Source organism: Salinivibrio sp. MA607 (assembly GCF_001996245.1).
In the GTDB taxonomy this organism is placed as follows: Bacteria; Pseudomonadota; Gammaproteobacteria; order Enterobacterales; family Vibrionaceae; genus Salinivibrio; species Salinivibrio costicola.
Window position 1 is genome coordinate 62,014 of sequence record NZ_MUFJ01000015.1, and the last position, 20,691, is coordinate 82,704.

The 20,691-nt window shown below is 49.4% G+C and carries 21 protein-coding genes; 15 read left to right on the forward strand and 6 right to left on the reverse strand.

What is annotated here, in order from left to right:
- Positions 1 to 59 precede the first annotated feature (59 nt).
- The 5 genes from mscS to BZG81_RS08915 all read right to left on the reverse strand — a co-directional run bounded on the left by mscS (position 60) and on the right by BZG81_RS08915 (position 6,711).
- Positions 60 to 917: a small-conductance mechanosensitive channel MscS gene (gene mscS, locus BZG81_RS08895; protein ID WP_077661474.1), complete on the reverse strand. Its 858-nt coding sequence runs from the start codon at positions 915 to 917 to the stop codon at positions 60 to 62.
- 167 nt (positions 918 to 1,084) lie between these two features.
- Positions 1,085 to 2,161 carry a class II fructose-bisphosphate aldolase gene (gene fbaA / locus BZG81_RS08900; RefSeq protein ID WP_021024526.1) on the reverse strand — a complete coding sequence of 359 codons (1,077 nt, stop codon included), beginning with the start codon at positions 2,159 to 2,161 and terminating at the stop codon, positions 1,085 to 1,087.
- Between the two features lie 154 nt (positions 2,162 to 2,315).
- Entirely contained in the window at positions 2,316 to 3,482 is a 1,167-nt protein-coding gene (locus tag BZG81_RS08905; protein WP_077677194.1) for a phosphoglycerate kinase, read from the reverse strand.
- Positions 3,483 to 3,550: 68 nt separating this feature from the next.
- Positions 3,551 to 4,558, reverse strand: coding sequence for an erythrose-4-phosphate dehydrogenase (gene epd / locus BZG81_RS08910; RefSeq protein WP_077677207.1), 1,008 nt, complete (start codon positions 4,556 to 4,558; stop codon positions 3,551 to 3,553).
- A 197-nt stretch (positions 4,559 to 4,755) separates the two neighbouring features.
- Complete coding sequence (locus BZG81_RS08915) at positions 4,756 to 6,711, reverse strand: ligand-gated channel protein (protein ID WP_077677195.1); 1,956 nt, start codon at positions 6,709 to 6,711, stop codon at positions 4,756 to 4,758.
- Positions 6,712 to 6,879: 168 nt separating this feature from the next.
- On the opposite strand from BZG81_RS08915, the gene BZG81_RS08920 reads away from it, so the two are divergent.
- From BZG81_RS08920 to ruvX, 7 genes are all read left to right on the forward strand, one after another.
- Positions 6,880 to 7,800: a LysR family transcriptional regulator gene (locus BZG81_RS08920; RefSeq protein ID WP_077677196.1), complete on the forward strand. Its 921-nt coding sequence runs from the start codon at positions 6,880 to 6,882 to the stop codon at positions 7,798 to 7,800.
- Positions 7,801 to 7,978: 178 nt separating this feature from the next.
- Entirely contained in the window at positions 7,979 to 9,133 is a 1,155-nt protein-coding gene (gene metK / locus BZG81_RS08925; protein ID WP_077677197.1) for a methionine adenosyltransferase, read from the forward strand.
- A 72-nt stretch (positions 9,134 to 9,205) separates the two neighbouring features.
- On the forward strand, positions 9,206 to 9,709 hold the full coding sequence (locus BZG81_RS08930) for a SprT family zinc-dependent metalloprotease (protein WP_077677198.1): 504 nt from the start codon (positions 9,206 to 9,208) through the stop codon (positions 9,707 to 9,709).
- A gap of 119 nt (positions 9,710 to 9,828) precedes the next feature.
- A complete protein-coding gene (gene rsmE, locus BZG81_RS08935; protein ID WP_077677199.1) occupies positions 9,829 to 10,560 on the forward strand; it encodes a 16S rRNA (uracil(1498)-N(3))-methyltransferase in 732 nt (243 codons plus the stop codon).
- A gap of 17 nt (positions 10,561 to 10,577) precedes the next feature.
- On the forward strand, positions 10,578 to 11,522 hold the full coding sequence (gene gshB / locus BZG81_RS08940) for a glutathione synthase (RefSeq protein WP_077677200.1): 945 nt from the start codon (positions 10,578 to 10,580) through the stop codon (positions 11,520 to 11,522).
- Positions 11,523 to 11,610: 88 nt separating this feature from the next.
- Complete coding sequence (locus BZG81_RS08945; RefSeq protein WP_077669382.1) at positions 11,611 to 12,177, forward strand: YqgE/AlgH family protein; 567 nt, start codon at positions 11,611 to 11,613, stop codon at positions 12,175 to 12,177.
- On the forward strand, positions 12,174 to 12,620 hold the full coding sequence (gene ruvX / locus BZG81_RS08950; protein ID WP_021024536.1) for a Holliday junction resolvase RuvX: 447 nt from the start codon (positions 12,174 to 12,176) through the stop codon (positions 12,618 to 12,620). Before BZG81_RS08945 ends, ruvX begins: the two co-directional genes overlap by 4 nt.
- On the opposite strand, the gene BZG81_RS08955 is transcribed toward ruvX, so the two are convergent.
- Positions 12,565 to 13,602 carry a type IV pilus twitching motility protein PilT gene (locus tag BZG81_RS08955; protein WP_021024537.1) on the reverse strand — a complete coding sequence of 346 codons (1,038 nt, stop codon included), beginning with the start codon at positions 13,600 to 13,602 and terminating at the stop codon, positions 12,565 to 12,567. The genes ruvX and BZG81_RS08955 overlap by 56 nt on opposite strands.
- A gap of 23 nt (positions 13,603 to 13,625) precedes the next feature.
- Here BZG81_RS08955 and BZG81_RS08960 point away from each other — a divergent pair, with 23 nt between their 5' ends.
- From BZG81_RS08960 to rsmC, 8 genes are all read left to right on the forward strand, one after another.
- A complete protein-coding gene (locus BZG81_RS08960; protein ID WP_077677201.1) occupies positions 13,626 to 14,327 on the forward strand; it encodes a YggS family pyridoxal phosphate-dependent enzyme in 702 nt (233 codons plus the stop codon).
- Between the two features lie 42 nt (positions 14,328 to 14,369).
- Entirely contained in the window at positions 14,370 to 15,188 is an 819-nt protein-coding gene (gene proC / locus BZG81_RS08965; RefSeq protein ID WP_077461753.1) for a pyrroline-5-carboxylate reductase, read from the forward strand.
- A 16-nt stretch (positions 15,189 to 15,204) separates the two neighbouring features.
- Positions 15,205 to 15,759 (forward strand): YggT family protein, encoded by a 555-nt coding sequence (locus tag BZG81_RS08970; RefSeq protein ID WP_077461754.1) that lies wholly within the window; start codon positions 15,205 to 15,207, stop codon positions 15,757 to 15,759.
- Positions 15,760 to 15,850: 91 nt separating this feature from the next.
- Complete coding sequence (locus BZG81_RS08975; protein WP_108742910.1) at positions 15,851 to 16,291, forward strand: DUF4426 domain-containing protein; 441 nt, start codon at positions 15,851 to 15,853, stop codon at positions 16,289 to 16,291.
- Positions 16,292 to 16,319: 28 nt separating this feature from the next.
- Positions 16,320 to 16,916 (forward strand): RdgB/HAM1 family non-canonical purine NTP pyrophosphatase, encoded by a 597-nt coding sequence (rdgB, locus tag BZG81_RS08980; RefSeq protein WP_077677202.1) that lies wholly within the window; start codon positions 16,320 to 16,322, stop codon positions 16,914 to 16,916.
- 3 nt (positions 16,917 to 16,919) lie between these two features.
- On the forward strand, positions 16,920 to 18,071 hold the full coding sequence (gene hemW / locus BZG81_RS08985) for a radical SAM family heme chaperone HemW (RefSeq protein ID WP_077677203.1): 1,152 nt from the start codon (positions 16,920 to 16,922) through the stop codon (positions 18,069 to 18,071).
- Positions 18,072 to 18,161: 90 nt separating this feature from the next.
- Positions 18,162 to 19,247, forward strand: a complete 1,086-nt coding sequence (locus tag BZG81_RS08990) for an AI-2E family transporter (protein WP_077461757.1) — start codon at positions 18,162 to 18,164, stop codon at positions 19,245 to 19,247.
- A gap of 107 nt (positions 19,248 to 19,354) precedes the next feature.
- A complete protein-coding gene (rsmC, locus tag BZG81_RS08995) occupies positions 19,355 to 20,380 on the forward strand; it encodes a 16S rRNA (guanine(1207)-N(2))-methyltransferase RsmC (protein WP_021024545.1) in 1,026 nt (341 codons plus the stop codon).
- Positions 20,381 to 20,691 lie beyond the last annotated feature (311 nt).

Consider the following 20,691-nt stretch of genomic DNA (forward strand, 5'->3'; position numbering starts at 1 on the left):
GCACACTTACCGCACCCATACCAGTGAAAACCAATAGACTGCTAAAACCAATAGACTGCTTACGCTTGGCTCTCACCGCGCTCGAAATGAACACTCATTTGCGGGAAAGGGATTTCAATACCGTTTGCGTCCAGCGCTTCTTTGATGGTCGGCAGGAGCTCAAAATACACACTCCAGTAATCTTCTGTTTTCACCCAAGGTCGAACGACGAAGTTCACCGATGAGTCGGCCAATGTCATCACCGCCACATTAGGCTCAGGATCTTTTAGAATAAGCGGATGCTGCGTCACAATATCGGTTAACACCGCTTTGGTTTTCTTCAAATCCGCGCTGTACGCCACACCAATGGTTAAATCAATGCGACGTGTCGCATGCTTAGAATAGTTAGTGATAGGGCTGCTGATCACTGAACCATTCGGCACCACCACCATTTTGTTGTCAGGGGTAGTCAGCACGGTAGAGAAAATTTGTATCGACTCGACAGAGCCTGCAACACCTGCCAGCTCGACATAATCCCCTGATTTAAAGGGGCGAAACATCACAATCAAGACGCCAGCGGCAAAGTTAGCTAACGATCCTTGTAAGGCCAAACCGACGGCTAAACCAGCAGCACCAAGAATCGCAATCACAGAAGCGGTTTGTACGCCAACACGGCTGAGTGCCGCAATCAGCACGATGATAAAAAGCAAGTATCGAACCAAGCCATGGATGAACTCAACCACCGCATTGTCCATATTACGCTTGCGCATCACTCCTGCCATGGAATTGGCGAGCCCTTTTACCACCATGTTACCGATCACTAAAATCAATAATGCTGAGACAATATTGACCCCATATTGAGTCAATAAATCTTGGTTGTTGGTGAGCCATGTTTGTGCCCACTTCGCCCCTTCTACCACCGTGTTCTCTTCACTCATTCCTTTTCCCTCTATGATTGGAATAAATCATAACCTAATAGTAACAGGCTTTTACCCTCCGCTGTCTATCTTCGCGTCTTCGTTCAGTGAACGCGGCATCACCATATATAAAAAAAGCCCGCCAAATATGGCGGGCTCATGTCTTCTTGTGCTATCAGTACTGTAACTTACAGTACGTCAACCGCGTTAAGATCTTTAAAGGCTTGCTCAAGACGTGCAACCATTGATTCTTGACCTTTACGCAACCATACGCGTGGATCGTAGAATTTTTTGTTTGGCTGATCATCACCTTTAGGGTTACCGATTTGGCTTTGCAGATAACCTTCGTTGTCTTGATAATACTGACGGATACCATCCCATGTTGCCCACTGGGTATCGGTATCGATGTTCATTTTGATCACGCCATAGCCAATAGACTCTTGAATCTGCGCTTCTGAAGAGCCCGAACCGCCATGGAAGACGAAGTTTAGGCCATTGGTCGGTAGACCAAATTTCTCTGAGCAGTAAGCTTGTGATTCACGTAGGATTTCTGGCTTAAGTACCACGTTACCTGGCTTATAAACACCGTGAACGTTACCGAATGAAGCGGCAATGGTGAAGCGAGGGCTTACAGCAGACAGTTTTTCGTATGCGTACGCCACTTCTTCTGGCTTGGTGTAAAGGTCAGCGGTATCAACATCACTGTTATCCACGCCGTCTTCTTCACCACCAGTAATGCCCAGTTCGATTTCCAGCGTCATGCCCATTTTGTCCATGCGCGCCAGGTATTCGGCACAGATTTCCATGTTCTCTTCCAGTGACTCTTCAGACAGGTCAATCATGTGAGAAGAGAACAGTGGCTTGCCGTGTTCTTTAAAGAAAGCTTCACCGGCATCAAGCAGACCGTCGATCCACGGCAGCAGTTTTTTCGCTGCGTGGTCAGTATGCATAATCACTGGCACACCATACACTTCAGCCATCGCGTGAACGTATTTCGCACCGGCAACAGCGCCTTTAATTTGCGCTTCTTGACCGTCTAGCTTCAGGCCTTTGCCTGGGAAGAAGCCTGCACCACCGTTAGAGAATTGAATAACCACTGGCGCTTTTACTTTCGCCGCAGCTTCCATTACAGCGTTGATAGAGTCAGTGTTTACCACGTTAACCGCTGGCAACGCGAACTTGTTCTCTTTAGCAACTTCAAATACTTTCTGAACATCATCGCCAGAGATAACGCCAGGTTTTACAAAATCAAAAACTTTAGACATGGCTCTTGTCCTATTAAATCGGGTTGTCTTTGCTGAACTGAGTAAAGATGCGCATCGGCACCCTTATCAATACGGTGCAATCGTTTACGACTCGGCCTATTGTAGTCAAACGAAAGCAAAAACGGGAGACATCACTCCCGTTTTATCGTCGGATTTATGCGTCTTTCGCACGCGCTTCCAGCATTTCTACCGCTGGAAGTGGTTTGCCTTCAACAAACTCAAGGAAGGCGCCGCCGCCGGTTGAGATGTAAGACACATCGGCTTTAATGCCAAATTTATCAATTGCAGCCAAGGTATCACCACCGCCTGCAACCGAGAAGCCTTCAGACTCAGCGATTGCTTTTGAAATTCCTGCAGTGCCTGCTTCGAAGTTCTTAAACTCGAAAACACCCACTGGGCCATTCCAAAGAATGGTTTTGGCATTTTTCAAAATGTCAGCCAGTGCTTGGGTAGATTCTGGCCCTAGGTCGAAGATCATGTCATCGTCTTGCACGTCTTCAACACGCTTGATTTCAGCCTCTGCATTTTCATCAAACGCTTTGGCACACGCAACGTCGGTCGCAACAGGAATATGGCACTCTTCCATCAAGGATTTCGCCGTATCCACCAAATCTGCTTCATAAAGCGATTTGCCCACATTGTGGCCGTCCGCTGCAATAAAGGTGTTGGCAATACCACCACCGACAACCAGTTGGTCTGCAACGGTAGACAGTGATTTCAAAACGGTCAGTTTGGTCGACACTTTTGATCCACCCACAATCGCCACCATTGGGCGAGCAGGGTTATCCATTGCTTTACCAAGCGCGTCGAGTTCGTTCGCCAGTAATGGTCCGGCACATGCGATCGGTGCATGTGTGCCCACACCATGGGTTGATGCTTGCGCGCGGTGCGCAGTACCAAAGGCGTCCATCACAAAAATATCGCACAGTGCGGCGTACTTTTTAGACAGTGCTTCGTCGTTCTTCTTCTCGCCTTTATTAAAGCGAACGTTTTCTAGCACGACGAGCTCACCGTCGTTCAGTTCAAGACCGTCTAAGTAATCTTTAGCCAGGCTAACGTTGCAGTCTAGCGCGTCGTCAAGATAGTTCACGACAGGTTGCAGTGAGTATTGGTCTTCAGGTTGTCCTTCTTCAGGACGCCCCAAGTGAGAGGTCACCATCACTTTCGCACCGGCTTCCAAGCAGTGTTTGATGGTAGGCAATGACGCCAAAATACGTGCGTCAGAGGTAACTTTACCGTCTTTTACCGGCACGTTCAGATCCGCACGGATAAAGACACGCTTTCCGGCAAGATCTAAGTCGGTCATCTTAATTACAGACATAGGGTCCTCTCTATAAGGTTGCAAATTGAAACTGACTTAATCAGGGCGACCCCCTTGCGTTAGCGCACTCATTGCGCCATCGCCAAGGTGGTATCCAACATTCGGTTGGCAAAGCCCCACTCGTTGTCGCACCAAACCAACGTTTTTATCAGCTGATGATTACTCACCCGCGTTTGCGACCCATCGACAATGGCACTGTGTGAGTCGTGGTTGAAGTCTATCGACACCAAGGGCGCTTCGGTATAATCCAGTATACCGTCTAATGTACATCGAGATGCGGTTTGCAGAGCTTGATTTACGTCATTAACTTTCACTTTAGTACGTACAGTGACACTTAAATCCATAGCTGTCACGTTTATCGTCGGCACACGCACAGAAATCGCTTCGAACTTGTCAGAAAATTTCGGAAAAATCCTACCGATCCCAACATGCAATTTGGTATCGACAGGAATGATAGACTGGCTAGCCGTGCGTGTACGACGAAGATCGGAATGGTAGGCATCGATCACCTGCTGATCATTCATTGAAGAGTGAATGGTGGTGATGGTGCCAGACTCAATACCAAAGTGCTCATCCAGCGCTTTGATCACCGGCACAATGCAGTTTGTGGTACAAGATCCATTGGAGACAATACGATCGTCTGTCGTCAATGCCTCGTGATTGACGCCATATATCACGGTTCGGTCGACATCTTGGCTCGCAGGGTGTGAAAACAAGACTTTTTTAGCGCCAGCGGCAATGTGTGCTTCGCCGTCTTCACGGGTACCAAATTTGCCCGTACAGTCTAAGACAATATCGACATCAAGATCACGCCAAGGTAACAGTTGTAATTCCGGTAAGTGAAGAAGGCGAATGCTGTCGGTGGCGACAAACAAATGTTCTTGATTGTAAGAAACAGGCCAACCGAATCGACCGTGGCTCGAGTCATACTGGAGCAGATGCGCCATCGCTTCCGGCTCGGCGAGTTCATTAATCGCCACCACTTGAATGCGATCGTGCTTACCGCTCTCGTACAGGGCACGCAATACGCTGCGCCCTATGCGGYCAAATCCATTAATTGCGACTCTGAGTGCCATGTCCATCGGTGCTTGTTTGACGATGGTACACAGTGTATCTCAAGCACGTAAAAGACGCACGTATTGTGTGAGTCTTCTCACGCGAGTTGAGAACAAAACGTAGTAAAAAAACGCCCGTCCGGTAAAAGTCCGAGACGGGCGTGGCAGTGTGATGGCGGCTGCAATCGATGCAGCAAAGGCCATCCTTTTATTGTGACTTAGAAGCTGATATTCATGCCTAACCAATATCGGCGTTCATCACTGATATAGCCGTAATCCTCATAGTCACGTTCTTTGTCCAATAGATTATAAACCGCACCTTGAAGCTCAATGGCGTCGCTGAGCTGATAGTTCATCCCAGCGTCTACCAAGGTGTAGCTCGGTTCTATATTGCTTCGAGAGGATGGGCCTTTGACAGGATCCATTTCTTCGCCACGGTAGGTCGCGCTGACCCAAGGACTCAACCGCTCGGTAGCTTGCCAGTTTACTTCGCCATACGCGAGCTGCTGAGGAATTTGATTCAGAGGTTGACCTTTATACGCACCGGTCTTCTGCTCCGAATCGGTGTAGGTATAACTGGCGCTGATATCAATGGTGTCAGTCACGGGAGCAGATACATTGGCCTCTATGCCTTGGGTAACGGCTTCATCAACATTGATTCGATAAGTTGGATCTGAGCCAAACCGATTGGGACCGTCGGTACACACGGAAGCCGGGCAGGTCACACGGGTGATCTTATCTTTAAAGTCATTATGGAATACTGTTAACGAGCCACTGACTCCGGTATCGCCTTGATAGTTAATACTCACTTCTGAGTTCACAGACGTTTCAGGTTCCAGGTCGGCGTTACCATAGATATTACCGCCACGACTCACTTGCGCCCAATTCGGCGCAATTTCTCGCAGTTGTGGTGAACGGAATCCGGTCGCGACCCCACCCTTCACTATCCAGCTATCGGTGAGCTGATAAACACCATACAGGCGTGGACTGGCGTGATAATCATAGTTTTCATCATGATCAACACGTAGGCCTAGCGTCACGCTAAATGGGTCAATCACTCGCCATTCATCCTCCACAAACAAGGCGGCCTGAGTATTGTCAATTTCAGTTTGGCTCGATGCTTGATTAGAGGAAAAGTCTTCCAGTTCGGCATGGGTCACCGAGCCGCCAACCGTCAAAGTGTGTGTGTCAAAATCACGGATCAGACGGGTTTTAAACTCGGTGTTGTTAATCGTCATCTCACGACTTTTATTGCGGCTTTGCTCGTGCTGTAGGTGTGAGTCTGACCAGCCCCACGTCCAATGCCCTTCATGGCCGAGCGCTACCGATTGTCGCCGATATTCATTATTGCTGTTTTCACAACCGCCTCGACAACCCTCGGTCGGCACGGTTTTACCCATTTGGCCATTGCGCTCTTGCGAGCTCGCGCCTAAGTCCAGGGTCCATTGTTGAAAATCGCTGGCATCATAGGTCAACGAGGTTGATAGGCTGCGTAAAGATTTATCCTCGTAACCGAAAGTAATGTCGTCTTCTTGACGTTGAACCGTTTGGCCCGATACCTTCATACCCAGCTTATCGCTTAGGGCGCCAGAAAGGTAAAAGTTGGCACTTTGTTCATCGCCTGATGCGCGTTTTTCTTGTAATAACGTACTCAGCTGCACATTACCGTGCCACTCTTGCTGGTTACGACGTGTAATAATGTTAATCACCCCACCAATGGCATCAGAGCCATACAATGTCGACATCGGCCCGCGAATCACCTCAATACGCTCAATCGCTTGCAAAGGCGGCAGCCAACCTTGTTCAATGCCGGGTCCGTCGCTGTTTGGGCGTGTTTCACGACTGGTGGTACGCTTTCCATCCACCAGCATCAGGGTATATTTTGACCCCATACCGCGAATGCTTATATCCGTGGTATCGCCACCGCCTGTCACGACCACGCCAGGAATGCGTTTTAAGGCATCCGTGACATCTCGATAATAACGACCTTCTAGTTGGTCACGGCTAATCACACTGATACTTGCTGGCGCCTTTGCTGTGGCTTGCTCAAATCCTGAGGCCGTGATGACCATGGTTTCAGTATTTTGATCGACCGCTTCAGCCGCATGAATGGCACTTAAGGGGATACCGGCTAATACCATCCCAACTACGCAGGGACGAAGACAACTGGACATAATCAACTCCATTCTGTGATAATGATTATCGTTTGTTAACTGATAATTATTCACATCTAAGTCAGGGCAACTAGTGGCAAAACAGGAACACTTCGTTCCAGTGATAGAACGACGTCATGGTCACCAAACGACAGGTGTGGACTTTCAACGGAATCAAAAAGGACGATTATGCAGGACTTCTCCTCTATTCGTGCATTTGTTGCTTTCTGCCAACATCAAAGCCTAACGGCGGCCGCGAAAGCACTGGGACAGCCCAAATCAACTCTCAGTCGTCGTTTAGCGCAGCTCGAGACAGATATGGGGCAGTCACTGACACAACGGCAAGGAAACCGGCTAGTGTTAACCAAAGCAGGCGAGATATTTTCCCGTTACTGCCAACAAATGCTCGATTTGGTCGAGGAAAGTGAAGAAGCGATCCAAGGGTTAAATAATCACCTTCAAGGGCCAATTGACGTGATTTGCCACCCAGGCATGATGCGTGGATGGGCAGGGCCATCGATAAATGCCTTTTTAGCGCAACACCCCAAGGTTTCCATTACATTAACGAGTGACGTCAGCCCAGCGCGTATCCAGTCTGCGGATCTGATTATTTGGGCGGGCGATATGATACTGCCGATGAACTGTCGGGCTCATAAGCTAGGCACTTGGCAATATGGTATTTATGCTGCACCACACTACGTGGCACAACACGGCCCTTTTATGCATCCAAGCGCTTTGGACGGCCATCCATGGCTGGATGTTTTTGCCCTTCGGCGGCAAGGGTTGACGCTCCATAATCACGATAAAACCTATCATTTAAGCGCCATGCCTAGCCGTTTCAATTGCGACATGATAGCGATCCAGTTAGATGCGATTGCAAATGGACAAGGTGTCGGACTTCTGCCGACTTGGAGTGCAGCTGGCTATCAGAAACACCACCCTGATAAAATTATACGGTGTTTAGCGCAATGGCACTCAGCGCCGGTTCCATTACATCTTTATTGCAGTGCTGGCCGCCTTCCTCTGCGTGTCGAGTCACTCAAACATTGGCTGCAAGAAGCGGCTCCAACCGGCTGGCAACCCGCAAGTTCGCCTCAAGCCGTTACTTAGGACAATACGATACGGCTCGCCTTTGCTATACCTAGAGAGGCCCCCTGATGCATTAACTGACTTGCGTTTATCGTATTTGCGAATAAAATAGACGTCTAGAAGTTAAAACATCTGAGATGATCGGCGAGACAACTCGCTACGTATCGTCGGTATTCTTGATAACCAATGAGAGTGTCACATGGCTAAGCACCTGTTTACCTCAGAGTCCGTCTCTGAAGGCCATCCTGATAAAATCGCCGATCAGATTTCTGATGCGGTCTTGGATGCCATTCTTGAGCAAGATCCCAAAGCGCGCGTTGCCTGCGAAACCTATGTGAAGACCGGAATGGTCATGGTAGGCGGGGAAGTGACGACCTCAGCCTGGGTTGATATTGAAGAGCTCACTCGCCAAACGGTACGCGATATTGGTTACGTCCATTCCGATATGGGTTTTGATGCCAATTCTTGTGCAGTATTGAACACCATTGGCAAGCAATCGCCTGATATAAACCAAGGCGTTGACCGCGCTGATCCCAAAGATCAAGGTGCGGGCGATCAAGGGATTATGTTTGGTTTTGCCACCAATGAAACCAATGTACTGATGCCAGCCCCTATTACTTACTCACACCGTTTGGTTGAGCGCCAAGCGAAAGTGCGTAAAGATGGCACCTTAGATTGGCTACGTCCTGATGCAAAAAGCCAGGTCACTTTCGCCTACGACAACGGCAAGATTGCGGGCATTGACGCCGTGGTGCTGTCAACACAGCATTGCGACAGCATTTCAACCGACGATCTCCGCGAAGCGGTCATGGAAGAAATTATCAAACCGGTTCTGCCTGTAGAATGGCTCACCAAAGAGACTAAATTCTTTATTAATCCAACGGGTCGCTTTGTGATTGGTGGCCCGATGGGAGACTGTGGTTTAACCGGCCGTAAAATTATCGTGGATACCTACGGTGGCGCAGCCCGTCACGGTGGCGGGGCATTCTCAGGCAAAGATCCATCAAAAGTGGATCGTTCTGCCGCCTACGCCGCACGTTATGTAGCGAAAAACATCGTCGCAGCTGGCCTTGCTGACCGCTGTGAGATTCAATTGTCGTACGCCATTGGTGTGGCCGAGCCAACGTCTATCATGGTCGAAACTTTTGGCACTGAAAAAGTGGCGCCAGAGGTGATTATTAAAGCCGTTCGTGAGCACTTCGATCTACGTCCGTATGGCCTACAAGAAATGCTCGACTTGCTGCAACCTATTTATAAGCAAACTGCGGCGTATGGCCATTTTGGTCGTGAAGTTTTCCCATGGGAGAAAACCGACAAAGCAGACCTATTGCGTGAATTTGCCAAGCTTGGTTAATCTGGCCTGATTCGCTTTTTACAAAGGGAAGCGTTCGCTTCCCTTTTTTGATCGCAGTGTGAGTCGACACCTATGCCTTCTCTGTCTAACACCTTGATACAATCGGTCACCGACCAGGTTCACGCCTGTATTGATCGTGCCAATCGGCAACTAGATCGCCAACTGGTTTATCCAACAATTGGCTTTACGTTACGAGGGCGCGCCGCAGGCACCGCGCATCCGACAGAATGGCGATTACGGTTTAATCCGGTATTGCTCCAGCAACACGCCGACGCTTTTTTTCATGAGGTGATCCCGCATGAAGTCTGTCATTTAGTCACGTTCGCGCTGCATGGGCGTGTCAAACCTCATGGTCCGGAATGGCGCGACCTAATGACTAACTTGTTTCATGTACCAGCAAACACGACCCACCAGCTTGATATCACAGCGGTGCAAGGGAAAACCTTCTCGTACCAATGCCGTTGTGGGCCAGTGGCCTTAACGATACGCCGTCATCATAAAGTTCTGCGCGGCCAGGCAACCTATCGGTGCAAACAGTGCCAACAGATACTGACGCCGGGCAGCGAAAAACATTAGCTATTTGCTTTTCCGTTCACCGTCCCCATATTATTGACACGTTCCCGATTAACACATCACCTATTGCCACCGGTAGCCATGTTACACTGGAGGCTGATTGATAATGGAAAGCGAACACCATGCGAATTCCTCGAATTTATCACCCGGCGCCTTTACCATCTCAAGGTACGGTGACCTTAAGCGATGAAGCGGCAAATCATCTAGGCCGCGTATTAAGAATGCAAGCAGAGCAACCAATTCTGCTTTTTGATGGTTCTGGGGCGCAATTTCCAGCGACCTTGACGCAAATCAGTAAGAAACACGTCACCGCAACCATCTCAGCCCGCGAAGAGGTCAGTGTTGAATCGCCACTAAATTTTGAACTGGGACAGGTTATTTCTCGTGGTGAGAAAATGGAATTTACCGTACAAAAATCGGTTGAGTTAGGGGTAAATACCATTACGCCACTTTTATCGGCGCGATGTGGGGTCAAGATCAATGCTGATCGACTGGAGAAAAAACGCCAACAATGGCAAAAAATAGCCATTGGCGCCTGCGAACAAAGTGGGCGCAATATCGTCCCCACCGTGAATCCCGTGATCAACCTAGACACTTGGTGCCAACAGGCATTTGATGGACTGAAACTCAACCTTCATCCTCGCGCACCGTATTCCCTCAATACACTTCCTCAAGCCCCTTCTAAGCTACGTTTGCTGATTGGGCCAGAAGGCGGATTGTCAGAAGAAGAAATAGCGATGACACGTAATCGTGGTTTTGAAGAAATTTTATTGGGCCCTCGGGTCTTACGCACAGAAACGGCAGCGCTGACAGCCATTACCGCGCTACAAGTCCGTTTTGGCGACCTGGGTTAACGGCAAACAGGAGAGACATGATGAAAATAGGTGTAGTGATGGATCCCATTGAGGCCATCAGTGTAAAAAAAGACTCCACGTTTGCCATGATGTTGGCGGCACAACAACGCGGCTGGGAAATACATACTATTTCGATGAATGATATGTCGATGCTGCAGGGTGAACCGAGTGCTCGCACTCAAACAGTGAGTGTCATGGATGATCCTAACAATTGGTATCAAGTACACCAAACACAAACCCTACCGCTGCGCGCGTTTGATGCGATCTTGATGCGAAAAGATCCCCCCTTTGATACCGAGTATATCTATGCGACCTACATGCTAGAGCGCGCAGAAGAAGCCGGTGTTTTAATTGTGAACAAACCGCAAAGCCTCCGTGACTGTAACGAGAAACTCTATACCGCTTGGTTCCCTGAACACACACCCACCACCTTAGTGACACGACGTGCCGACGAGATTCGTGCATTCCAAGCCCAGCACGGTGATGTTATTTTGAAGCCACTCGATGGCATGGGAGGCGCCTCTATTTTCCGGGTCAAACAAGGTGATCCGAATATTGGTGTGATCATTGAGACCCTTACTGAGCATGGCCAACGTTTTTGCATGGCACAAACCTTCGTCCCTGACATCAGCAATGGTGATAAGCGCATCTTAATTGTTGACGGCGAACCGGTGCCCTACTGTCTGGCCCGCATTCCAGCAGAAGGTGAAACGCGCGGTAATCTCGCCGCCGGTGGCCGTGGTGAAGCACGTCCTTTATCGGAGACGGATTGGGCAATTGCACGTGCAATCGCACCGACATTGAAAGAAAAAGGGCTGATCTTCGTTGGACTCGATGTGATCGGCGATAAGCTCACAGAAATCAATGTCACCAGTCCGACCTGTATCCGTGAAATTGACGCCGCGTACGATATTTCCGTAGGCGACATCTTGATGGAAGCGATCGCCCAACGCTGCAAATAAAAAATGAGGCGCATTGCGCCTCTATGATTGCCTAAATACACATATTTTGCGCATACTCAACGTAAGCGTACGAACAGGAGACGGCGATATGGATCTGAAAAATCATTTTTTAATCGCAATGCCGAGCATGGCCGATAGCCGTTTTCAACAGGGTGTTATCTACGTGTGTGAGCATAATCATGACGGCGCCATGGGGTTAATGATCAATCACCCTATCAACCTGTCCGTGGGTAAAATGCTGGACCAAATAGAGATAGAGCGCGACGTGCCGCTTTCCAAAACAACCGAAAGTCTGACCCAATCCGTTTTATTTGGCGGGCCGGTGTCTGAAGATCGAGGATTTGTGCTGCATCCTGCCAATTGTTCGTATGGCACCAGTGTGCCCGTATCGGATCAATTAGCCGTGACCACCTCAAAAGATATCTTATCGATTCTTGGGACCGAGCAACAGCCAGAGCAATTTTTGGTGGCCTTGGGTTATGCAGGCTGGGAAGCCGGACAGCTTGAACAAGAGTTAGCCGAAAATAGTTGGCTCACACTGGAGGCCGATCCTAGCGTAATTTTTGATACCCCTGTTCACCAACGTTGGCAAAAAGCGCTCGACCAACTCGGCATTGACGCCGCCAACCTTTCTTCACAAGTAGGACACGCATGAACGCACAAACCGTGATGGGTTTTGATTACGGGGTAAAAAGCATTGGCGTTGCCATCGGTCAGTCGTTAACCGGCACCGCTCGCCCTTTATGCGCTTTGAAAGCGCGCGATGGTATTCCTAACTGGGATGACATTGATGCCCTATTAAAAGAATGGCAACCTGATTATTTAGTGGTTGGGCTGCCATTAGATTTACAAGGTGAACCTCTCGATACCATTACACCCAGAGCGAAAAAATTTGCCAATCGCTTACATGGGCGCTTTGGTTTCCCGGTCTCGTTACATGATGAGCGCCTATCAACACGCGAAGCCCGCGCAGCACTTTTTGAACAAGGCGGCTACAAAGCCTTAGGTAAGGGAGCTGTTGACGCCCAATCAGCCGTTGTGATTATTGAAAGCTGGTTTGAGCGCCAATATGCTGAGCCGTTTCACGCCTCGGAATAACCCCTTGGTCGGTCAGCCGTGTTATCGCCTGCTCCATAGTTTGCATCCCCTGGGCGACGCCTGTTTGCATCATGGAGGTCATCTGCGCCACCTTGTCTTCACGGATAAGGTTAGCAATCGCAGGGGTGGCTTTCATAATTTCATACGCAGCGACCCGTCGGCCCTGGGTGTTTTTGACGAGCTGCTGCGATACTACCGCCTGCAAAGAGGCAGACAACATAGAGCGAACCAAGGGCTTATCACTACCTGGAAACACATCGATAATCCGGTCAACGCTTTTCGCCGCACTCGCGGTATGTAACGTGGCAAAGACTAAATGGCCCGTTTCTGCGGCCGTCAATGCTAAGCTTATTGTCTCTAAGTCTCGTAGCTCGCCGACCAGAATCACATCTGGATCCTCCCGTAAGGCCGAACGCAGCGCCTGTTGAAAGGATTGCGTATCACGATTCACTTCCCGCTGATTCACTAAGCTTTGTTGCGGCGAGTGAATGAACTCGATCGGATCTTCAATAGTAAGAATATGCTTTTGTTGATGACGATTAATATGATCAACCATCGCTGCCAACGTCGTTGATTTTCCCGATCCCGTCGGCCCAGTCACGAGTACCAGCCCCTGAGTGAGCGACGCGAGCTCTGTTAAGACAGAAGGCGCGTTTAACACTTCTAAGGTTGGCAGCGCCTCTGGGATAACCCGAAACACCGCCGCGCACCCATGTTGCTGATGAAAAGCGTTCACCCGAAACCGGCCAACCGAGGCCAGCTCAAACGAAAAATCCACCTCCCATTCGGTTACAAACGTTTGGCGTTGTTCGGGATTCATCACAGCGATAATCAATTGCTCGACCGCTTGATGATTGAGCGCAGGTAGACTGAGCTTGCGCACATCGCCATCTACCCGCACCATAGGCGGCACGCCCGCAGAAAGATGTAGATCTGACGCACGATGCTTTACACTAAAGGCCAATAGCTCAGTAATTTCCATTCATTTTCCTCGTAGAATCAGGTATGTGTAATATTAAGCAGAATATTGAACAGGTCAGGGAACAAATAGACCTCGCCACCCAAAAATGCGGCCGACCCGATCATTCGGTGCAGTTGCTTGCGGTGAGTAAAACAAAACCCGTCGAGGCGATCGCAGAGGCCGTGGCCGCAGGTCAAACCGCATTTGGCGAAAACTACGTGCAGGAAGGCGTTGAAAAAGTGGAGCACTTTGCCACACATGCCCCAAACACAAAGATTGAGTGGCACTTTATTGGTCCAATTCAGTCAAACAAAACGCGCTTGATCGCCAGCCACTTTGATTGGGTCCACTCAGTCGATCGGTTAAAAATTGCTAAACGTCTGAGTGAGCAACGTCCCGCGCATTTGCCGCCACTCAACGTTTTAGTACAAGTGAATACCAGCGGTGAGGCGTCTAAATCAGGCATAACACTGGATGAAGCCATGGATTTGATTGAATCAATGCGGGCTTTACCCAATCTCAGCGTGCGAGGATTCATGTCGATCCCTCAACCGGAAACAGATTATCAGCGCCAATGTGCCGCGTTTGAGCCTTTAGCGACCGCGTTTGATTCGCTCCACGCACACACGCCGACTATTGATACCTTATCGATGGGTATGAGCGGTGATATGGCAGCTGCCATTGCATGTGGCAGTACCATGGTAAGAATCGGCACCGCCGTTTTTGGTGCACGTGATTATCGCTAACGACACCTACACAGAATGATGAGAACAACAGGAACCGAATACATGGAACATCGCCCTCTCACCTTTATTGGGGCTGGCAACATGGCTCGATCCATCATTGCCGGACTCGTGGATGCAGGATATCCCGCCTCAGCCATTACAGCCGCGTCACCCAGCGCGCATCCTAACGATGTGCTGACAACGCAATACGGGATCCAAACCACCACAAACAACCTTCTTGCTTGCCAACAAGCGGAAGTGATCGTTTTAGCGGTAAAACCCCAATTAATGGCAAAAGTATTAAGCGACTTGCCAGCGGTCGATTGGTCGTCGAAAATGGTGATCTCAATAGCCGCTGGCATCAATGTTGCCCGTCTTAATCAAATGGCTGGTACGTCACTTAATCTGGTGCGCGTGATGCCGAATACGCCTTCGCTGGTGGGTAAAGGCATGAGCGGCCTGTACGCATCACCGGGTGTGACGACGGGTGATCAAGACTATGCCTCCGCGCTGATGAAAGCGGTGGGTGAAGTCTGCTGGGTCGATAATGAGGCGAGTATCAATGGTGTGATTGCGGCTGCAGGCAGTGCGCCGGCCTATTTTTTCCGCTTTATGGAAGCCATGCAGCAAGAAGCCATTCGCCAAGGTTTTACTGACCAGCAAGCAAGGGCGTTGGTACAACAAGCCGCACTGGGAGCGGCAGAAATGGTGGCCGCGAACCCAGACACCACGCTTGGAGAACTACGCGAGCAGGTGACTTCAAAAGGAGGAACCACCGCAGAAGCGTTGCAAGTATTCGAGCAGCACAATATTAGCGACATAGTCGCACAGGCCATGCAAGCGGCGGTGAGCCGTGCTGAGCAAATGGAACAAGAATTTTAATCACTAAGGCGACGATATGAATGCAATGACCTTTCTGATCAACACCGCGTTTGATCTTTACATCATGGTGGTGTTACTCCGTATATGGCTACAATGGTCTCGGGCCGATTTTTATAACCCGTTCTCTCAATTTGTGGTGAAGGCGACCCAGCCTGTTGTGGGTCCACTGCGCCGGATGGTTCCCGCGCTCGGTGGATTAGATCTCGCGACCGTCCTCTTTGCTTATCTGCTGATGGTCGCTAAATTTGTGGCACTGGATTTAGTCGCCGGCAATCCATTAGCAATGAGTTCAGGAATGTTCCTGTTTTCTGCCATTGCGCTGCTTAAAGCAGCCGGTAAACTGCTGTTTTGGGTGCTGATCCTACGTGCCATTCTCAGCTGGGTAAGCCAAGGCAATAACCCTGTAGAGCAAGTGTTCCATCAATTAACCGAGCCGGTTTGCGCCCCAGTGCGTCGCATCCTCCCTCCTATCGGTGGACTGGATCTCAGTATTTTGGTGATCTTTATCGGTCTGCAATTTATCAATATGTTAATTGGCGATATGGTCGGCCCAGTTTGGTACGCCCTATAAGGGATATGCGCCTCACCCTGACAAGGATCGGGCTGAGGCGCTCGTGCGTACTGGTTTCGGTATGCTCATGCGATCACAACAAGGAAAGATTATGCGTAACCTCATTGCTTTGATGATTAGCCTCTGTGGCATAGTCATGACCCCAGCTTGGGCGGGCCAGTTTAAAGAAATCGGCGAATTAGAGGTGCACTACAACACCTTATCAACGACGTTTTTAACCCCTGACATCGCCAAGCAATATGATATTACCCGCAGCGGCTATCGCGGGTTGGTTAATATCGCGGTTCTCGACACCATGCAGCTTGGAAAACCGGCGATTGCCGCCAAGGTCCAAGGCCAAGTCAAAAACTTGGTGGGTAACAGTCGAGAGCTAGATTTTACCGAGATCCGCGAAGGCGACGCGATTTATTACATTGCGACCTTTGCCGCTGATGATGAGGAAACCTATCAATTCCAGATTGATCTCAACGCAGCGGGCAATCGCAGTGCCTCCTTCGACTACAATTACACGTTTTACGTCGATACCCCTTAACAGGGTGACAAACACATAGGTAACCGACATGAATAAAGTTGTGCTGGCAACCGGCAATGCAGGCAAAGTAAAAGAAATGGCCGGGCTACTCGGCGAATTTGGTTTTGAGGTTCTGCCGCAAAGTGATTTTGCGGTGACAGAAGCTGACGAAACAGGGACCACTTTTATTGAAAATGCCATCATTAAAGCCCGCCACGCGGCGAAACTGACCGGGCTTCCAGCCATCGCCGATGATTCAGGCCTTGAGGTGGATGCGCTAAAAGGCGCACCTGGCGTCTATTCAGCTCGCTATGCTGGCGATAACGCCAATGATGCCGATAATGTCGCCAAGCTACTCGACGCAATGCATGATACTGATACCCATGCACGCCAAGCACGTTTTCATTGCGTATTGGTGTACATGCGCCACGCGAATGATCCGACGCCATTGGTCTGTCATGGCGTTTGGGAAGGTCAAATTGCCCATGCACCACAAGGTGACAACGGCTTTGGCTACGATCCAGTATTTTTGCCCCATGATCAGCAATGCACCGCTGCCGAAATGCCTGCGTCAGAGAAAAAACAACGCTCACATCGCGGTCAAGCCCTCAACGCCCTATTTCAAGCCTTAAAAGCGTCGCAATAACCCATGATCCCATTAAGTTTGTATGTACACATCCCGTGGTGTGTACAAAAATGCCCGTATTGTGACTTTAACTCACACACGCAAAAAGGCGCGATCCCAGAAGACGATTATATCGATGCGTTGCTCGACGATCTCGACACCGACCTGGCCGCTTATCCCTCAATAGTCACGCGTCCACTGCACTCTATTTTTATCGGTGGCGGCACACCCAGCCTGATGTCGCCCGCTCAGATTGAGCGTTTGCTCGCCGGGATCAATGCGCGACTGACCCCGAGTAACAATATGGAAGTCACCATGGAGGCCAACCCGGGCACCGTCGAGGCCGATAAATTTATTGGCTATCGCCAAGCGGGCGTGACTCGTATATCCATTGGCGTACAAAGCTTTTCTGCCGATAAGCTTACCCGGCTAGGCCGTATTCATGGCCCTGGTGAGGCAGAACGGGCAGCTCACCTTGCCCACCAAGCGAGACTGACGAGTTTTAATCTCGATCTGATGCATGGTTTACCCGATCAATCAGAACAAGAAGCACTCAGCGATTTGGAGCAAGCCATTGCACTGAAGCCGCCGCATATTTCTTGGTATCAACTGACTATCGAGCCTAATACTCAGTTTTACTCTAAGCCGCCCACCCTGCCAGAAGAAGACACCTTGTGGGACATTTTTGATCAAGGCCATCAACGACTGACCGATGCGGGATATATTCAGTACGAGACCTCCGCCTATAGCCTGCCAGGCCACCAATGTGCACATAACCTCAACTACTGGCGTTTTGGGGATTATTTAGGAATTGGCTGCGGCGCACATGGCAAACTGACCTTGCTAGAGGATGACCAACCTCGTTTACTTCGTACCGTCAAAGTGAAACACCCGCGTGGCTACCTCGATCCAGACAAAGCCTACCTCACCGACAGCCAGTGGGTAAAACATACCGATCTTGCGTTTGAGTTTTTTATGAACCGTTTTCGCTTGCTCGAGCCCTGCCCCAAAGCTGATTTTGTCAGTCACACAGGGCTATCGCTGTCACATCTCGCCGCGCCTATCTCTCAAGCTTCTGAGCAAGGCTTAATCACAGAAACAAACACCCATTGGCAAATCACGCCAAAAGGTAAATTATTTCTCAATGATCTGCTGGCCATTTTTTTAGCTGACTAATGCAACAAACGATGTGTTAAGGTGCCTATAAATTAGGCGCCGGAACATAAGGCGAGCCCTATCATTCAACAAGCTAAAAAGGATATCTCTGTGACTCCGTCATTTCGCGTCGAGCCCAAGCATTGGACCTTAATTGCGGCCCTTATTATCGCCGTTTACGCCTGTTACCTTTTGATCGAGCCCTATATTGGTGCGATTGTGCTCGCCTTTATCGTGTCGTTGCTGTTCTTCCCCGTCCATAAACGCATCGAAGAAAAGATTGGTCAGCGACCCAATACTGCATCGGTCTTATCTTGCATTCTGATCACCTTTATCATCTTTATTCCACTCACTGTCGTGGCGGGTGCGATCATCGATCAAGGTGTAAGCTTTTTCACTCGTAGCTATGAATGGCTTAATAACGGCGGGGCCAGGCAACTGATCAATAACCCGCAGATACAATCAGCCTTACACTTTGTCAATCAGTGGCTACCGTTTGATGTCATCGACCCTCAAGAGACGGTTAAAAAACTGGCCGCGTGGATGTCCTCTTTTAGCGGTCAAATGCTTGAGTTCAGCTCTGGGGTACTGGGCGATGTCACTAACTTTTTTATCACCTTTATGCTGATGTTATTTGTGCTGTTCTTTTTACTGCGCGATCACGACAACATTATCCAAACACTGCGTCATGTTATCCCTTTGTCACGTAGCCAAGAAGACCAACTGCTTGATGAAGTGGAGAAAGTCGCCAAATCGGCTGTTCTCGGTTCATTCCTCACTGCTTTAGCACAAGGTGCTGCAGGCGGCCTAGCGATGTGGGCGGTAGGCTTACCGGCCCTTTTTTGGGGCACCATGATGGCCTTTGCCTCTTTTATTCCTGTGATAGGGACAGCACTTATCTGGTTACCAACAGTGCTATATCTCGCAGTAATCGGTGACTGGCAGTGGGCGCTCGCGCTTTTAGTATGGAGCGTTGTGGTTGTGGGCTCCATTGATAATCTGCTTCGCCCTTTTTTGATGCAGGGAAACTCTGGCATGAACACCCTGCTTATCTTTTTCTCATTGTTGGGCGGTTTGCACCTCTTTGGCTTAATGGGGTTAATTTACGGTCCGATTATTTTCTCATTAACATTGGTGTTATTCCGGATGTATGAGCTCGAGTTTGCACACTTCCTTGATCGCCAAGACAACGCCTAACCCGTTAAAGATTGGCCTGGTGCGTGCTTTGTGGGAAAATTCGACTCCCGACGCGCCAGGTTATTTCGGTGCGCTTTATTACCGTCGATAATGCAAAGAGAACAATCATGACCCTCACGGCCCCCAGTGAAATTGCTCAGCGTCACCTTCCGTTGTTTGATAATAAACACCTGCTGTTGGCAGGAGAGCTCGAAGATGACTTTGTCCAACAATTATCGCAACGTGCCGCAAGCGTCACTGTCTTTACGACGCATCACGGTTTCGCCACACGCCAGAAAAAAGCGTCGATTACTGTTCATGCAGGCGCGACGCTCGATATCGATCATCCCATCGATCTGGTCTTATTTTATTGGCCTAAAGCAAAAGCAGAAGCTGATTACTTACTCGCAATGTTGACACACGCATTGGGGAAAGAGGTTGATTGGATGGTAGTGGGTGAAAACCGTAGTGGCATCAAAAGCATTGAAAAACGCTTCGCTCCCTACGGGTCTATTAGCAAATACGATGCTGCGCGGCGCTGCAGTATGTATTACGGCACCTGCCACACCCCTGCGAGCTCTTTTTCGTTGGAAGCGTGGTTTACTGACTACCCATTAACCCTCGGCGAGACGTCACTGACCATTCGTGCGTTACCCGGCGTATTTAGCCAAAAAAGTTTAGATGACGGTACCGAGTTGTTGCTTCGTCATCTTCCGTCGATCAAAGGAAACGTATTAGACGTAGGTTGCGGCGCAGGCGTGATAGGTAGCTATATCCTTGCTACTTATCCTGATTGCCAAGTGACGCTTGTGGATGTTAATTACCTCGCCATTGCATCAAGCAAAGCCACACTTGCCGCCAACGGCTTAGATGGGCAAGTTTTACCTTCAGATATGCTTGATGGTGTTGAGGCGACATTTAATACTATCATTAGTAATCCCCCTTTCCATGATGGACTGGATACACGCTACTCACCAACCGAGTCTTTGTTACGTAACGTCCCCTCTCACCTCTCCAAAGGTGGCCAGCTCATTGTGGTGGCCAATAGTTTCTTACGCTATCCGCCGATAATTAAAGACAGTCTCGGACAGTGTGAATCGATCGCCAAGACTCGACGCTTCGCGGTCTATCACGCATATAAAACACGTGAGTAAGATCAGAGCAACGGGTTACCTTTAGCAGCTTTATTATCACCACATTTATCATCGCTAAAGTCTGCATTGAAGACTCATTACAACAAAAAGCCCTGACCGTCAGGCCAGGGCTCTATTGGTTTTTCATCAAAGATTAAATATACAAAAAAGCCCCGACCGTTAGGTCAGGGCTTCGTATTTCTACTCATCAAAGTCTTACGCATATTCGCTTTGATGATTAAATGTTTGCTAACTAAAGCCCAATATTAAGCTCTAATTAGATTATCTTGTTTGATGCGATGAGGATTTTGAATCGAGACGCGCAGTGTATG

Excerpts from the sequence above, each read along its gene's own strand:
- metK (WP_077677197.1), top strand. The coding sequence starts at position 7,979 with ATGGCTAAGCACCTGTTTACCTCAGAGTCCGTCTCTGAAGGCCATCCT.
- BZG81_RS08955 (WP_021024537.1), bottom strand. The coding sequence starts at position 13,602 with ATGGAAATTACTGAGCTATTGGCCTTTAGTGTAAAGCATCGTGCGTCA.
- BZG81_RS08975 (WP_108742910.1), top strand. The coding sequence starts at position 15,851 with ATGCGTAACCTCATTGCTTTGATGATTAGCCTCTGTGGCATAGTCATG.
- BZG81_RS08945 (WP_077669382.1), top strand. The coding sequence starts at position 11,611 with ATGGATCTGAAAAATCATTTTTTAATCGCAATGCCGAGCATGGCCGAT.
- BZG81_RS08920 (WP_077677196.1), top strand. The coding sequence starts at position 6,880 with ATGCAGGACTTCTCCTCTATTCGTGCATTTGTTGCTTTCTGCCAACAT.
- rsmC (WP_021024545.1), top strand. The coding sequence starts at position 19,355 with ATGACCCTCACGGCCCCCAGTGAAATTGCTCAGCGTCACCTTCCGTTG.
- BZG81_RS08905 (WP_077677194.1), bottom strand. The coding sequence starts at position 3,482 with ATGTCTGTAATTAAGATGACCGACTTAGATCTTGCCGGAAAGCGTGTC.
- gshB (WP_077677200.1), top strand. The coding sequence starts at position 10,578 with ATGATGAAAATAGGTGTAGTGATGGATCCCATTGAGGCCATCAGTGTA.
- BZG81_RS08960 (WP_077677201.1), top strand. The coding sequence starts at position 13,626 with ATGTGTAATATTAAGCAGAATATTGAACAGGTCAGGGAACAAATAGAC.
- hemW (WP_077677203.1), top strand. The coding sequence starts at position 16,920 with ATGATCCCATTAAGTTTGTATGTACACATCCCGTGGTGTGTACAAAAA.
- ruvX (WP_021024536.1), top strand. The coding sequence starts at position 12,174 with ATGAACGCACAAACCGTGATGGGTTTTGATTACGGGGTAAAAAGCATT.
- BZG81_RS08930 (WP_077677198.1), top strand. The coding sequence starts at position 9,206 with ATGCCTTCTCTGTCTAACACCTTGATACAATCGGTCACCGACCAGGTT.
- fbaA (WP_021024526.1), bottom strand. The coding sequence starts at position 2,161 with ATGTCTAAAGTTTTTGATTTTGTAAAACCTGGCGTTATCTCTGGCGAT.
- rdgB (WP_077677202.1), top strand. The coding sequence starts at position 16,320 with ATGAATAAAGTTGTGCTGGCAACCGGCAATGCAGGCAAAGTAAAAGAA.
- BZG81_RS08915 (WP_077677195.1), bottom strand. The coding sequence starts at position 6,711 with ATGTCCAGTTGTCTTCGTCCCTGCGTAGTTGGGATGGTATTAGCCGGT.
- proC (WP_077461753.1), top strand. The coding sequence starts at position 14,370 with ATGGAACATCGCCCTCTCACCTTTATTGGGGCTGGCAACATGGCTCGA.
- mscS (WP_077661474.1), bottom strand. The coding sequence starts at position 917 with ATGAGTGAAGAGAACACGGTGGTAGAAGGGGCGAAGTGGGCACAAACA.
- BZG81_RS08970 (WP_077461754.1), top strand. The coding sequence starts at position 15,205 with ATGAATGCAATGACCTTTCTGATCAACACCGCGTTTGATCTTTACATC.
- rsmE (WP_077677199.1), top strand. The coding sequence starts at position 9,829 with ATGCGAATTCCTCGAATTTATCACCCGGCGCCTTTACCATCTCAAGGT.